Source organism: Nitratidesulfovibrio termitidis HI1, assembly GCF_000504305.1.
In the GTDB taxonomy this organism is placed as follows: domain Bacteria; phylum Desulfobacterota; class Desulfovibrionia; order Desulfovibrionales; family Desulfovibrionaceae; genus Cupidesulfovibrio; species Cupidesulfovibrio termitidis.
The window spans coordinates 3,550,072-3,564,506 of sequence record NZ_KI632512.1 but is presented as its reverse complement, the minus strand read 5'-3'; the positions used below and the strand labels follow the sequence as shown (position 1 = coordinate 3,564,506).

The window sequence follows — 14,435 nt, the reverse complement described above, 5'->3', positions numbered from 1 at the left end:
GCGCCTTGCCCAGGCCGCATGCCTGTCGCGCGACACAGGGTATGCCGAAACCGTCCCCGGATGATGGCACCCGCGTGTCGGCCCGGCGGCAACCCGCCGTCGTGCGGCCTGACATCGTTCGGCGCGTAATGTAGCGCCTTTCCCGGCAAAGGGCCACCGGACACCAGCCCCCTTTCGCGACGGGTTCCCGCCGGACAATCCACGGGAACCGGCCTGGGGCGGGAACGGATATTGCCCTGATATTGCCCTAATATTGGCCGGTTCGGGCCGAACCATGTGCCGTCGCCCTTTCCAGATGACTCCCGGTTTTCCCTTGCGCCGCACCGCCGCCGGGCCTACAAACCGCAGAGCCCTCGCACGCTGCCGAACGGCGGCAGCCCCCGAAAACCGCACCACGATTCCAGGCGCCCCAAACGCGCCCAGACACCTCGCGGGCCAAACCGCCACAGTCATGCCCATGCAGCCCCCCCGCCAGCACGACGCATCCGCCCCGTCCCAGCCGCCCGCCGCACCTGGCGTGGGGGACGCGCCCTCTTCCTCGTCCGCGTTTCCCGCTGCCAACCCTCCCGCGCATGGCCGCGCCCCCCACGCAAGGCCCGCTGGACATGGCAAGGCCGGTGGCCGCCGCGTGTCGCGCATGGGGGTGGCGGTGCCGCTGCTGGCCTGCGCCGTGGCCCTGGGGGCCATCCTGGCGCGCGACCCCCGCCTGCTGGCGTGGCATGCCGCGTGGCCGGGACTGGTGCGCCCCCTGCTGCACATGCTGGTGATCATGGGGATGGGGCTGGCCATGGGGCTGGCCGTGGAGGCCTTTGGCTGGACGCCGCTGCTGGCCCGGCTGGCCCGCCCGGTAACCCGCTGGGGCCGCCTGCCCGACGACAGCGGAGCGGCCTTCGCCACGGCCTTTCTGTCCGCCGCCGCGTCCAATTCGCTGCTCATGGAGGCGCACACCGCCGGGCGGCTGTCCGTAAGAGAGCTGCGCCTGTCGTACCTGCTCAATTCCGGCCTGCCGGTCTTTCTGCTGCACCTGCCCACCACGTTCTTCGTGGTGGGGCCGCTGGCGCGCACTGCGGGCATCATCTACCTGTCGCTGAACGGCGTGGCCGCACTGCTGCGCACGGCGCTGGTGCTGCTGCTTACCCGTCGGGCCGTGCCAGCGGACGGGTGCGCGGGCGATGGCGACCTGCCCTCGGCCGGGCAGGACGTGGCCCACCATGGCGGAAAGCGGTCCGGCGTCGTGGCCGCTCACGGCACGACGCACCCGGACGTGCCCGCCACCCCGGCGCAGCGCCTGCGGGCGGCGCTGGCGCTGGTTGGCACGCGGTTCCGCCGCCGCATCGGCCGCATGGCCCTGTTCACCGCGCCGACCTATCTTGCCATGTACGCCCTGCACCAGGTCGGGGTGTTCGACACCCTGCGCGACCTTGCAGCAGGGGCAGCAGGGGCAGCAGGGGCCGCAGGCGGCTTCGGGCTGGGCATCCTGCCGGTGCAGGCCGCCGGGGTGGTGATATTTTCCGCCGCCGCCGAATTTTCGTCCGGGGTGGCCGCTGCCGCCGCACTGCTGGACGCGGGCTCGCTGGATACGGCCCAGACCGCGCTGGCGCTGATACTGGGTTCCATCGTGGCCACCCCCATCCGGGCGCTGCGCCACCAGTTGCCCTCGCACACCGGCATCTTCACCCCTCGCCTGGGGCTGGCGTTGCTGGTGCAGAGCCAGCTGTTCCGCGTGGCCAGCCTGACTGCCGTCACCACCATATGGTGGCTGGCCGCGCACTGACGCCGACCACGCTCGACGCAGGAACACGCTCGACGCAGGAACACGCGAACGGGGCGGGCACGGTTGTTTCCGTGTCCGCCCCGTTCGTATTCGCCCGGCATAGCACCCGGCACAGGCATCCCCCAGGCCCGTCTGGGGGATCTGGTCTGGGGGATCTGGTGGGGTATCCCGCCGGGTACCACCAGCCGGAAAATCCCACCTACTTCGTGTTGTCCTTGGTGACCTCATCGGGTTCGTTCATGGCGCCGCGCAGTTCACGCACGGCTTTTCCCAATGTCCTTCCCAGCTGGGGCAGCTTGTCCGGGCCGAAAACGAACAGGGCCACTATACCCACCACCAATAAATGCATCGGTTGAAACAGTTCGCCGATCATGATTCCATCCTGTGGAGCGCATGCTGCGCGCAAAAATTCCGCCCTCAGCGCGCGGTGCATGCCGGGACACTCTCCCGACTCCGCACGCCTCTGCCATTTCATACGCGCGAATGCCATGATGCGCCAACTTGTGCAACCATGACCCCCATTGTGCGTGCAACCTGCACAAACAACCACGGCCCGAAGCATGGCTCCGGGCCGTAAAATTCCACAGATGGCGTTCGGAAGCCGCGAGAAGGGCCCCCTCACGCGCAAGTCCGGTAAAAGCGCCCTAGCTGTCTGCCGGCTGCCGTGCCGGCAACCGCACGATGAACCGCGTCCCCTCGCCGGGCACGCCGTCGCAGGCAATGCTGCCGCCGTGGGTCCGCACCACGATGAAGTAGCTGACCGCAAGCCCCAGCCCGGTACCCACGCCCGGCGGCTTGGTGGTGAAAAACGGTTCGAACACCCGCCGCCGGACCTCCGGCTCCATGCCCGGTCCGTTGTCCTCGACCACGATAAGCACTTCGTCGCCCTCGCGCCGGGTGGTCACGCGCAGGGCAGGCTCCTGCCCGGCAGGGTAGCGCTTTTCCGCCATGGCATGGGCCGCGTTCTTGAACAGGTTCAGCAGCACCTGCTCGATTTCCGTGGGCACGCAGGTCAGGGTATCGTCGTCCATGGCGAAATCGCGCACCACACGCAGTTTGCGGAAATCGTACTGGCGGCGCAGGTCGTAGTCGCTGCCCGCCAGGGCCAGCGCCCGCTCGACCAGCGCATGCGCCCGGGCCGTGGTGCGCCGCCCCTGCCCGGGCCGCGTGAATTCCAGCATGGTGGCGATGATGTCCGCCGCGCGGGTGCCCGCATCGCGGATGCCTTCCAGCATTTCGGAAATGCGCCGGGCCTCCATGTAGGCGCGCATGGCCCCAAGGGACACCCCGGCATCGCGCGCGGCCTGGGCGTTGGCGGGCAGATCCGGGTCCAGCCTGCGCATGATGTTCTGCACGCCCTGCAACACCGCCCCCAGCGGGTTGTTCAGTTCGTGCGCCATGCCGCCCGCCAGCCCCCCCACGGACAGCATCTTTTCGGTCTGCACCAGCATGTCGGCCAGCCGGGTACGCTCGGTAACGTCGTCCACCCGCACTATGACGGCCCCCGGCACGCCGGACGCGGCATCCTGCGCCAGGAGGGGGAACAGCATCACGTCCAGGTGGCGCAGCCGTCCGTCCGTCACGCGGGGCACCCCCTCGAACCGGGCGGCCTGCCGCCGGGCCACGGCCTCGAACACATGCGGGGCCTCGCCCACCAGCCGGGCCAGCACCTCTGCCGCAGGGCGCCCGCGCGCGGCATCGCGCGAAAGGCCGGAGGCCTCTTCCGCCGCGCGGTTCCAATGGATGATCAAACCGTCCGGCCCCACCCCGGCCAGGGCCGAGGGCATGGCCTCCATCACCGCGTCCAGGAAGTCGCGCGCGGCGGCAAGGTCGCTCAGGGCCTGGCGCAGGGGGGTGACGTCCAGGATGACCCCGTCCAGAAACTCCTGGCCCGCCTCGTCGTGCACCCGCCGCCCCTGCTCCATGACCGCGCGCAGGGTGCCATCCTCGTGCAGCACCCGGTATTCCAACGAAAAATGTCCATCCGGATCGGTGGCCGTAGCCATGTTCGCTATGACCCCGGCGCGGTCGTCGGGATGGATGATGTGTTCAAGGGCCAGGTCACCCTGTTGATATTCCGCCGCCGGATGTCCGGTCAGCTGCTCCACCTGGGCAGAGACGTACAATGCCCGCCATGGCGGCCTGGCCTCGCAGCGGTAGACCACGCCCGGCAGATTGGCCACCAGCGTGCGGAAGCGCTGCTCGCTCTCGCGCAGGGCCAGTTCGGTGCGGCGCAGGTCGTTGAGATCCACGTCGATGCAGTACATCTCCGGTTCGCCGCCCGGCCCCTGCAACGCCACGTGTGACGAAAACACCGACACCGGGCTGCCGTCCTTGTGGCGCAGGCGCAGTTCGCCCGCGCGGGGGGGGATGCCGGTTTCCACCCAGCGGGCCACGTCGCGCAGCACCACGTCGGCCATCTCCTCGGGAATGATCAATTCCTCCAGCCGCCTGCCCATGGCCTCCTGGCGGGTGAAGCCGTACAGCCGTTCGCTGGCCGAGTTCCAGAAGAACACCCGCCGCTCGCGGTCGTAACCCTGCACCGGCAGGTTCAGGGCGTTCTCTATCAGCGAGCGGAACCGCGCCTCGCTGCGGCGCAGGGCCTGTTCCGCCGCGCGCTGCTCGGTGATGTCGATGTTGATGCCGAGAATGCCGAGCAACCCGTCGGCCGCCTCGTCGCTGATGGCCGGGATGGCGGGGATGGCGGGGACGGGCCGGATGGGGGTGACCATGCTGGAAAAGACGCGCCGGGCGCCGTCGCGCAGTTGCACCTCGTGCTCGTGGCGCACCGTCTCGCCCGCCATGGCGCGGGCGTTGATGTCCGCCCAACCGGCCCGGGTCTCTTCCGGCACGTCCCGCTCGCTGTCGGGCGACACGGTCAGGTCGCCCCACAAGGCCACGGAAATATCGCTTTGCATGACCACGCGGCCACTGGTGTCGCGGGCCCAGAAATCGAAGGGGATGTTACGGATCATGGCCCGTTGCATGGCCGAGGAGCGACGCAACTCGTCTTCCATGACCCGGCAGCGGGTGGCGTCGGAAAAGACCACCGCGAACCGGTTCGGCCCGGCGCGCCAGGCCCGCACTTCCCAATGTCTGCCCGTCAGCCTGTCGCGGTGCTCGAAGGCGGTGCTTTCGCCGGAGGAAACCACCCGCCCGTAGATATCCACCCACCGGCGCTCGATGCCGGGCAGCACTTCAAGCAGGGTGCGCCCCACCACCCTGTCGCGGGAAAGGCCGGTCATGGCTTCGAAGGCGGGGTTGACGTCGAGAAACCGGTAGTCGCGCGGCTGGCCGTTCTCATCCCACAGCATTTCATGCAGGCAATAGCCGTTGGGCAGGTGCTCCAGCAGCAGGCGGTGGCGCTCGACCACGTCACCGGGGACTTCCGCGCGCTCGGAAGGTGCGGAGCCCGGCCCGGCTGCGGCGGTGCCGTGATCGTGGTGGCCGTCGTCGGCTGCCATGCCAATCGCTCCCCTGCGGCGCGCACCGCGCCCGTTCCGTCATCAATTCCGTCAGCAGTTCCGCCACCAGTTCCGTTGAGCCTGCCCCGCGTGGCCCGATGGTACGGACCGGGAGCGTGCCGAAGTCGCTCTTCGCATCGGTACAGGGTACACCACAACGAGGCCCCGCGCGACAGGAACTTGCAACCCCCGGCCCACTCCGCGCCCTCTGTCCGTTTGCCCAGCGGGCGAAAGGACCATCCGGAAATGGCCCTAGCGCTTGCCGGGCAAAAAGGTGGCCCTCAGAAACCGGGGGTCGAGAAACGCCAGCGGATTGGCTACCACCCTGTCGGGCAGCAGATGGTACCAGCGGTATCCCAGCTTGCGGTAATAGGCGCGGGTCCTGTCGGCGCAGCCTGCCTCGCGCGCGGCCTGCATGGCGGCGTCGCGCTGGCAGCGCGACGAGGCCAGTGGCCGCAGCAGGCGGGGGGCGAACCCCCAGCGGTCCAGCATGCGGCGCATCCGCAGATATTCGCGGTAGCGGCTCAGGCCGTCGGCCCCGCACAGCAGGGCCAGCCCGAACCAGCCGGAAGCGGGCATGAACAGCAGCAGCCCCATGGCCAGCGCCTCTTCCGCCAGTGCTTCCAGCGCCACGCGGGCCAGCCCCGCGCCGATAAGGGCGGATACGCCTCCGGTGGCATGGGGCAGGGGCGCTGCCCGCAGGTAGCGCACGGGCACGGCCAGCCCCTGCCGCAGCAGTCTGCCGAGGCCGCCCTCCCCGCGCTCCGATGCCCGTCCCGCCCGGCCTGCCCGATTTGCCCAGTCTGGCCGGTCTGGCCGGTCTGGCCGGTCTGCGGGCGTGTCCCGATTTGCCCGACGGGCCGGATGGGCTTGAGCAGCCTGACGGGCCTGCCCCAAATAGCCGGGCTGGCAGACTCGCCCCCCGCACCTGGGGCAGACGCCCTGCGCGTGCGCGCGGCCCGGTGGGGCGGGGTGCGAAGCATGGCCGGATACCGAGGCGGGTCCGGTGGTGCGGCAGGGCTTGGGCATGTTCATGGCATGGAGGGGGCGTGTGGTGGACGTGAATCGGGAGGGTCGAACGGACCGGCACGGCTCGACACGGACCGGCACGGCTCGACACGGACCGACATGAGCGGGCATGCGCGGGCATGGCTGGCACGGGCTGGCTCCGGCTGAAGGACCGGACCACCGGCTGGCCATGCGGCCCCGCCTCTTCTGGCTAACCGCTCAACGCCGCCAGGGCAAGCCCGCGCGCGCAGCTGCATTAAATAGTGTCAACCTGTGTAAATATGCCATCCCGCCCCGAACAGGATGGCGCACTTCTGCTATGCAGTCCCAAAGTACCGCGCGATACAGGCGCCGTGCGCGGCGGCAGATGCCGGGACGGAATCCACCGTCCGCACGCCGCAGCGCGCCTGCCCGCCGCAACGGAGGCCGCCATGGCAGACAACGTCGTTCACATTCCCGCCCAACGCCGGGCCAGGGTCATGGTGGTGGTGGGCACCCGCGCCCAGGCCATCGCCTGCGCCCCGGTGGTGCATGCCCTGCGCGAAGGCGCCGCCCGGTTCCACCCCATCGTGGTCAGCGCGGGCCTGCATCGCGACCGGTTCGTGAGCACGCTGGCGGATCTGGACATGGAATGCGACATCGACCTCAGCCTGCCCGGCGACATCGACGAAGGCCAGTTCCATCTGCTGGCGGGCAACGCGGTGCTGCGCTTCGGGCTGGTGGTTTCGCGCCTGCGGCCGGACATCGTGCTGGTGCAGGGCGCCTCCACCACGGCCCTGGCCGTGGCCCTGACCGCCTTCCACAACAACGTGCCGGTGGCCCATATCGACGCCGGGCCGCATGAAGAACAGACGGGCGCCCCCTCGCCGGAGGAAGGCAACCGCCGCTGCATCGCAGCCGTGGCCTCGCTGCATTTCGCTGCCACGGCAGAGGCGCGCGAGGCGCTGCTGCACGAGGGCGTGGACGACGCGCGCATTGCCGTCACCGGAACCACCATGGCGGAAAGCCTGCACCGGTTCGCGGAAGCCGGACAGGTCGGCGGCCCGGCTCCGGACGGCGGGATGCCTGTTGGCGCCACCGCCGATCCCGGCGTACCCGCTGCCCCGAACGCGGAACAGAACCCAGACCAGAAAACGGAACAGGCCGGGCCCGCCGCCACTCCCCCCCACAGGGTGCCGGACATTCGCCCGGTATCCCTGCGCAGGGTGCCGAAAAACGTCTCCGACACGGCGGACGTCACGGCCATGCCGGTTTCCGTCGCGCCTGCCACGCCACGTCCCCGCCCGGCCCGGCCCTTGCCCCGGGGACACACCGTGCTGGTCAGCCTGCACGGCCTGCACGCCAACCCGCAGGCGCTGAAGGACATCTGCGCCGCCGTGCGCGAACTGGCGCTGGACCGCCGCGACACCGGTTTCCTGGTGCCGGTGGGCCGCCACCGTCCCCTGCGCGACGCGGCCATCCCCCTGCTGGGCGCGGTGCCCAACGTGCGCCTGATGCCGGTGCCCCCGCTGCCGGAGTTCGTGGTCTGCCTGCGCGACGCCCGCCTGGTGCTGACCGATGCGGAGGACGTGCTGGAACAGGCCTCCGCGTTGGGCGTGCCGGTGCTGGCCCTGCGCGCCAGCCCGCAGTTGCCCGACGCGGTGCGCGCCGGTCGCGCCCGACTGGTGGGAACGGACAAGGCCGCCATCCTGCGCGAGACGGCGGCCCTTCTGGATGATGGCGCGCATCACGCGGCCATGGCGGCGGCCTGCGCCACCCCCGGCGACGATCATGCCTCCCGGCGCATCACCCTGGCGCTGGACCGGTTCATGACCGGCCTTGCCCCGCTGCTGCCCCCGCACGCCGAATTCCGGGCCTAAAAGAGCCGCCAGCGTTCGCGGCCACGACCCGACGCGGGGCGGCTACGCCACTTCCACCCGGTCACGCCCGCCGTTCTTGGCTCGGTACAGGGCCGTGTCCGCCCGGTGCAGCAGGGCGTCCACGCTGTCGCCTGCGCAAAAGGTCGCCACGCCGGCACTGAGCGTATGCCTGCGGCCACTTTCAAACGGTGTGCCGCCAATGGCGACGCGCAGCCGTTCGGCCAGTTGCACGCCTTCTTCCCCCGTGGTTTCCGGACAGAGCACCAGAAACTCCTCGCCACCCCAGCGGCCCACGGTATCCGTCCCGCGCACGCTGTCGCGCACCACCCCGGCGAAGGCCTGCAAGGTCCTGTCGCCCGCAAGGTGGCCGAGGTCGTCGTTGACGCGTTTGAAGTGGTCGATGTCCAGGATCACGATGGAAAAGGGCCGCCGATAGCGTTGGGCCCGCTCCACCTCGCGCCGGAACAGTTCGTTCAGACGGCTGCGGTTGGGCAGGTCGGTGAGCGGATCGGTGCGGGCCAGCCGCTCCAGCACGGCGTTCATGCGCTTGAGCCTGCGGTTGTACCACAGCACCACCCCGGCCAGCAGCGCAAAAAACCCGGCCACGCGGGCCACCAGCCAGTAATCCACCGACGTCTGGGCGGTAATGGGCACGTGCCGGTTGACGACCTGCTGCCGTTCCTCGACGGTCAGCGAACGGATGCCCCGGTTCAGCACGGTGCGCAGCAGGGGATCGTGCCGCACCACGCCCATGCGCAGCTTGTTCTCGTATTCCGGAAGCTTTCCCGCGACCTTCAGGTTGAACAACCCCTGCTGGCGAATGGTGTAGGCCGCCACGATAAGAGAACGCATGGTCATGTCGGCCTTGCGCTCTTCCACCATGCGGATGGCCTCGGCCTCCGATTCCGCCACCAGCACCTTCAGGTTGGGGTAGTCCCTGCGGACCAGTTCCTCCATGGCCGTTCCCTGCGGGAACACGATGCGTTCGCCCTCCAGCGCCGCCGGGTCGGTGATGGCCGGGTGCTCCACCCGGGTGATGAACACGTTGGGGTCGGTCAGCAGGGGATCGGTGAAGCCCAGCCACGCCTCGCGCTGCGGGGTCTGGTTCAAGAAGCTGAGCGCCTGGCAGCGGCCCGCCCGCGCGGCGGCAATGCTTTCATCCCACGTGGCCGTGGGCACAAGCTCGAAGGACAGGCCGGTGCGCTGCGCCACCAGCGCGATGATGTCGGCGGCAATGCCCACATGGCGCGGCTGCCCGTTGCGCGTTTCCACCCTTTCGAAGGGCGGCCAGTCCGGGTCCACGCACAAGGTGATGGGGCCGGACTCGCGGATGAAATGCTGCTCCGCCGGAGTGAACCGCACGTCGGCTCCACCGGAATCGGCCAGGCAAAGGGCAGGAGATGCCCCGGCTAGCAGCACTGCAAGCAGGGAGAGACGGGAAAGAAACGGCAGAACCCCTCGGGACATCGAAAACCCTCGCGTCGGGACGGAATGCGACCGGGCGCATGGGAGTGCGCCCACTGTCCGCATTGTGTACTGGTACTCCCCGGTCGGGCAAGAAGTATCATTCCGCCTTTACCGTGCGCACGGTTCTATCCCGCAACGCGCCAATGCGTGACGGGCGCCGGAGAAATCTCCGGCGCCCGTCTTTGTCGCTGGTTGGAGGTGACCGGACTGCCCCGGGCCGAAACCGGTCGGCTCTGGGCCGCTACCGGTCTGGCCCGGGACCGTGCGAGGTTACGTGTTGCCGTCCTTCCCGATGGGACGGTGCCCGCCCTGCTCGTCCTGTTCGTGCGGTTCGTGCGGTTCGTGCTCGTGCCGCCCGCTGATCATGCCCTTCACCAAGCTGAGCGGGGTCGCCCCGGTGGTGGCAAGGTACAGGTGGCCCACGCAGAACAGCGCGAAGCAGATCACGATGACGAAGTGCGCCGCCACCAGGAACTGGCGGGGGCCGATGGACGCCGAAACCGATTCCGGCAGGAGCAGCAGCAGACCCGAAGCGATGAGCACCGGCATGCCCAGCAGGAACACCGCAAGGTATGCCACGCGCTGCAACGGGTTGAACCGCCGCTGCGCCGTCACCGGGAAGGGATGGGCCTCGCCACGGAAGATGCCGCAGCAGTAGTAGCGCGCCTGAATGAACAGGGCGCGCAGGCCTTCGCCCGGCCCCGGCAGGTACTGGCGGATGTCGCCGGTCAGGAACGCCCTGACAACGTACGCCAGGAAGTTCAGGGCCAACAGCACGCCGCCCGCGTTGTGGATGCGGGTCGCCGCCTCCAGCCCCAGTGCCCACGGGCTTTCCGTGAAGCGCACCGAAAGGCCGGTGTAGGCCAGCACCACGAACAGCGCGGCGTTGATCCAGTGGGTTACCCGCACGAAGCCGGGGTACACGAACTCCGAAGTCAACAGACCATGCGGGCCATGGGGACCGCGTTCCTTCCTGCCCGTGACCATGCGGCCCAGACCGTGCAGCACCACCAGGGCGATCACGGCGGCAAGGCCGGTGGCGGCCGGACGGTCCAGTTCCGGCATCACCCGCTTGGGCGGGAAGTAGCCGGAGGTCACCGGCCCCGCGCCTTCCACATGCACGCTGGCCCGCACCACGATGAGCGATTCGCCCGAGGTGTGGCAGGTGGCGCAGTTGCGCAGGGCGGTCTTCTTCTCTCCTATGGCGTGCGAGTCGGGCTTGGCCATACTGCCGTCGGCGTCGTTGGGCGTGTGGCATTCCACGCACATCACCGAGCGGCTGTGGGCATCCCAGTTGGCCAGGAACGAGTGCGCGGACTTTGCGTCGGGCACGGAGCGGCCCGACAGTTCGCGCAGCTTGCCTGCGTTGCCATGGCAGGTCAGGCACTGGGCGTTGTACATGGCCGTCAGCGGCGCATAGGCCACCTTGGCCGGGTTCTTGGGCTGGGCGTGCGGGTTGTGGCAGCTGTCGCAGGACACCTTGTCGCCCAGCTTCTGGGCGTGGGTGCTCTGGCCGAAGGCCTTCACCTGATGCGCCAGCCCCACGTTGTGGCAGGACAGACAGGTTGCGTTGTCCGGCCTGGCCACCGCGTGGGGTTGCAGCAGGAAGCTGTCCTCGCCCTTCTGGCCGATGTGGCAGGTGGCGCACGGCAGGTTGGCGTGCGTGCCGTGCATGTAGCCCGCCCTGTCGATGTGCAGGTTCAGCGTCTTGCCGCGCTCGGTCACCGGGTGGGGCGGCGTGTCCGCGCCGTGGCAGGACAGGCAGGCCGTGCTCTGGGCCGTCACGCCCCGCTTGCCGGACAGCAGCAGGGCCTTTTGCGCCTCATCACCGGCAAAGGGCGTGGCGATGACCCCGCCCATGGCGTCGGTGGAGGTGACCGCGTTGGACGCCACCTTGCGGTGACAGGTGGCGCAGTCGCGCGAGGCCGTGGGCGGATACCCCGTGCCGCCCGTGCCGCCCGCGCCGCTCGCTTTGTCCGCCTGGTTGGTGTTGTTGTGGCATTTGAAGCAGGCCTTGTCCGTGAAGTGGTCGGCCAAGGTGATATGGGCCGTCTTCTTGGTGTCGAAGAGCTTCGAGTGGCAGTCGTCGCACCGGAAGCCCTTGGACGCGTGAAGCCTGCCGTCGAACATGACGGTCCCCTGGCCTCCGCCGCCGTAGCGCAGGGCCTTCCCTTCGCTGGTCGCCAGGGCAAGCCCCGGCCAGGCGGTCAGCAGAGCCAGGAGCAGGAGACTCCAGGCTCGTTTCATGCCTGCACCTTCGCGATGATGTTGGAAGTGGCCTTGCGCACGTCGGCCACGCCGGTCAGGGTCATGGCCACGGTCAGTTCGTCCTTGATGGTGTTCATGATCAGGGCCACGCCGTCGCGGCCCGCGCCGTGCGCGCCGCGCACCAGCGGGCGACCGCACAGGCAGGCATCGGCCCCCAGTGCCAGGAACTTCAGCACGTCCTGCCCGCGCCGCACCGCGCCGTCCACAAGGATGGTGGTCTTGCCCTTCACGGCGGCGGCAATGGCGGGCAGCACCGTGGCGGTTGCCGGGGTGTAGTCGAGTACGCGCCCGCCGTGGTTGGACACGCAGATGCCCCTGGCGCCCACTTCCACAGCGATCTTCGCTTCTTCCACCGTCATGATGCCCTTGATGATGAACGGCAGGCTGGTGGACTTCACCAGTTCGGCCAGTTGCTTCGGGGTCTTGGGCTCCACGGTCTGGCCGGGCACGGCGCGGGCCGCGCGGCCAGCCGAGTCGATGTCGATGGCCACGGCCACGCCGCCCGCCTCTTCCACCATGCGGATGCGCTTGATGATCTCTTCGTTGGTCTTGGGCTTGATGGTCACGATGCCCTTGCCGCCGAACTGGTTCTTGAGCACCGAAATGCGGCGCTCGAAGACCTCCATCTTGTCGCCGATGCCGTCGGCCACCCAGCCCAGGGTGCCCGCATCAAGACAGCCGCCGAGAATGGAGTTGATGTACTCCTCTTCGGTCATCTTGTTGCCCATGTTGTAGGTGACGCCGCCGGTGACGGCGGAGGTCACGGGCATGGACAGCTTCTGCCCGAACAGGGTGGTGGTGAGGTCGGGCTTCTTGACGTCGTGGAAGGTGCGCATGACCAGTTCGATGCGGGCCAGCGCATTGTAGTTGTTCTTGAAGGCCTGGCCGGAACCGATGCCGCCCATGCCGGGCACTTCGCCCGCGCAGGCCACGCCGTCGCATTCCGGACACACGCGACAGATGGGGTACAGCTTTTCGCGGGCCACGCGCAGCACGTCGCCCATCTTCAGCTTGGCGCCGGGTGCGGCAGGTGCAGCAGGGGCGGCGGCGGCAGCGGGCGCCGCGGCGTCAACGGGAGCAGCGGCCTGCGCGGTCTTGGCAAGCACGGGGGTAAGCAGCGCGGCGGCCCCGGCCACCATGCCTGCCTTGATGAAGTTGCGGCGGGTCGCGTCGGTATCGTTCATGTCCTTGGTCATCGGAAAACGCCTTCCTTGTGTTGTCGGTTGCACGGGGATGTGTCGTCGATCATGCGAGTGAGGCCAAATCAGGATTTTTGTTTGTTGGCGAGGAAAACAAGCCTGCCATGAGGGCGCATACTCTTATCGTATTCAACCGAGCCTTAGCCGTTAGGTGAGTGAAGCGAACCTTACGGATAAGGACAGCAGAGCTATGGCAGGCGAAGTTTGACGACGCCAACGAGCAAAAAAACGATTTGCCCCTACTTCGCGGGAACGAACGACTTCGCCACCACGGCCTGCGCCGGGGGCGTGAGCATGAATTCGAAGAACGCCTTGACGTCGGCGGACGGATTGACGGCGATGAGCGAAAGGGGACGCTTCAGCGGGTAGGCCCCGGAGCGCACGCCAGCCGCATCGGGCCTGGCGCCGTTCACGGGCACGGCCACCGCGCCGGGCAGGGCAAAGGACATGGATGCGGCGGTAATGCCCCCGGCGTCCTTCACCACGTCGGCCACGCAGTCGGTGGCGTCGTCCAGTTCCTTCACCGGGCCGTAGGGGGTGTCGCCCAGCACCATGGACTTGAAGGCCTTCACCGTGGCCCGGCCCCCGTCCAGCTTTTCGCTGTACACGGTGATCGGGGCGTCGGCCCCGCCCACGTCCTTCCAGTTGGTGGCCTTGCCGGAAAAGATGTCCTTGAGCTGGGTCATGCTCAGGCCCTTGATGGGGTTCGCGCCGTGCACGAACACGCCCATGACGTCGTAGCCGATGACCACGATGTCGGTGAGCTGGGCCTTTTCCTGCGCGGTGGGTTCGCTGGCCAGGCCGCCGAACGACACCTTGCCCGCCACCACCGCCTTGAAGCCCGCGCCCGCACCGGCGGTGCCGATGGCGCCGAACTGCACGCCCGACTTTGCCGTGAACAGCTTTGTGGCCTCCGGCAGGATTACCCCGCCGACGGTGCTGGCCCCTTCGTAGGTCAGCGGCACCGAGTCTCCCGCTGCCCACGCAGGGGTGGCGGGAGAAACAGCCACGCCCAGCGCCACGGCCCATGCCGCGGCCAGCTTCAGCACGCCGGACAGCCCCCGCCGCGCGGCGGTCTTGATTGCACCAGCCTGTTGCATACGCACTCCTTCTTCGTTCGTTGCCACGCGCGACCCCATGCCACGCGCGCCACGGCGGGACGATGCAGCCCATCCGCCCGTCTGTGGTCGCAACACCCAAAGCAGGTACGATGCCAGCCCGAAGCGTTCCGGCAACAATGTAGAATCAATGTGATTATTTGAACAAATCAGAAGGAGGAAAGGCACGAAGGGGTATGCCGCATGGAATGGAATTCCGCCGAAAACGGAAAAGGCAAGCGTTCACGCCGTATCGGCGCGGCTTGCCCAACGGCATGCCATGCCATTCGGAATACCCC

9 protein-coding genes are annotated in these 14,435 nt (G+C 68.7%); 2 read left to right on the top strand and 7 right to left on the bottom strand.

All coding sequences use genetic code 11. The features are described from left to right. The first annotated feature begins 451 nt into the window (after window positions 1–451). Window positions 452–1,774 carry a nucleoside recognition domain-containing protein gene (locus DESTE_RS14205; protein WP_245590860.1) on the top strand — a complete coding sequence of 441 codons (1,323 nt, stop codon included), beginning with the start codon at window positions 452–454 and terminating at the stop codon, window positions 1,772–1,774. A 199-nt stretch (window positions 1,775–1,973) separates the two neighbouring features. Here the strand turns inward: DESTE_RS14205 and DESTE_RS14200 are convergent, their stop codons facing one another. From DESTE_RS14200 to DESTE_RS14190, 3 genes are all read right to left on the bottom strand, one after another. Continuing rightward, window positions 1,974–2,147, bottom strand: a complete 174-nt coding sequence (locus tag DESTE_RS14200; protein ID WP_035068264.1) for a twin-arginine translocase TatA/TatE family subunit — start codon at window positions 2,145–2,147, stop codon at window positions 1,974–1,976. A 271-nt stretch (window positions 2,148–2,418) separates the two neighbouring features. Further along, window positions 2,419–5,238 carry a PAS domain S-box protein gene (locus tag DESTE_RS14195; protein WP_035068263.1) on the bottom strand — a complete coding sequence of 940 codons (2,820 nt, stop codon included), beginning with the start codon at window positions 5,236–5,238 and terminating at the stop codon, window positions 2,419–2,421. A 252-nt stretch (window positions 5,239–5,490) separates the two neighbouring features. After that, on the bottom strand, window positions 5,491–5,955 hold the full coding sequence (locus DESTE_RS14190; RefSeq protein WP_245590859.1) for a hypothetical protein: 465 nt from the start codon (window positions 5,953–5,955) through the stop codon (window positions 5,491–5,493). Window positions 5,956–6,677: 722 nt separating this feature from the next. Between DESTE_RS14190 and DESTE_RS14185 the strand changes: the two genes are divergently transcribed. After that, window positions 6,678–8,105 (top strand): UDP-N-acetylglucosamine 2-epimerase, encoded by a 1,428-nt coding sequence (locus DESTE_RS14185; protein WP_035068262.1) that lies wholly within the window; start codon window positions 6,678–6,680, stop codon window positions 8,103–8,105. Window positions 8,106–8,147: 42 nt separating this feature from the next. Here the strand turns inward: DESTE_RS14185 and DESTE_RS14180 are convergent, their stop codons facing one another. The 4 genes from DESTE_RS14180 to DESTE_RS14165 all read right to left on the bottom strand — a co-directional run bounded on the left by DESTE_RS14180 (window position 8,148) and on the right by DESTE_RS14165 (window position 14,139). Further along, window positions 8,148–9,467, bottom strand: coding sequence for a diguanylate cyclase (locus DESTE_RS14180; RefSeq protein WP_245590858.1), 1,320 nt, complete (start codon window positions 9,465–9,467; stop codon window positions 8,148–8,150). A gap of 375 nt (window positions 9,468–9,842) precedes the next feature. Continuing rightward, window positions 9,843–11,819 carry a cytochrome b/b6 domain-containing protein gene (locus DESTE_RS17310; RefSeq protein ID WP_051384479.1) on the bottom strand — a complete coding sequence of 659 codons (1,977 nt, stop codon included), beginning with the start codon at window positions 11,817–11,819 and terminating at the stop codon, window positions 9,843–9,845. Further along, entirely contained in the window at window positions 11,816–13,036 is a 1,221-nt protein-coding gene (locus tag DESTE_RS14170) for an alpha-hydroxy-acid oxidizing protein (RefSeq protein WP_084559481.1), read from the bottom strand. Before DESTE_RS14170 ends, DESTE_RS17310 begins: the two co-directional genes overlap by 4 nt. A 242-nt stretch (window positions 13,037–13,278) precedes the next feature. Continuing rightward, the gene (locus DESTE_RS14165; protein ID WP_035068260.1) at window positions 13,279–14,139 is read right to left on the bottom strand and encodes a substrate-binding domain-containing protein; all 861 of its coding nucleotides are present in this window, start codon (window positions 14,137–14,139) and stop codon (window positions 13,279–13,281) included. Window positions 14,140–14,435 lie beyond the last annotated feature (296 nt).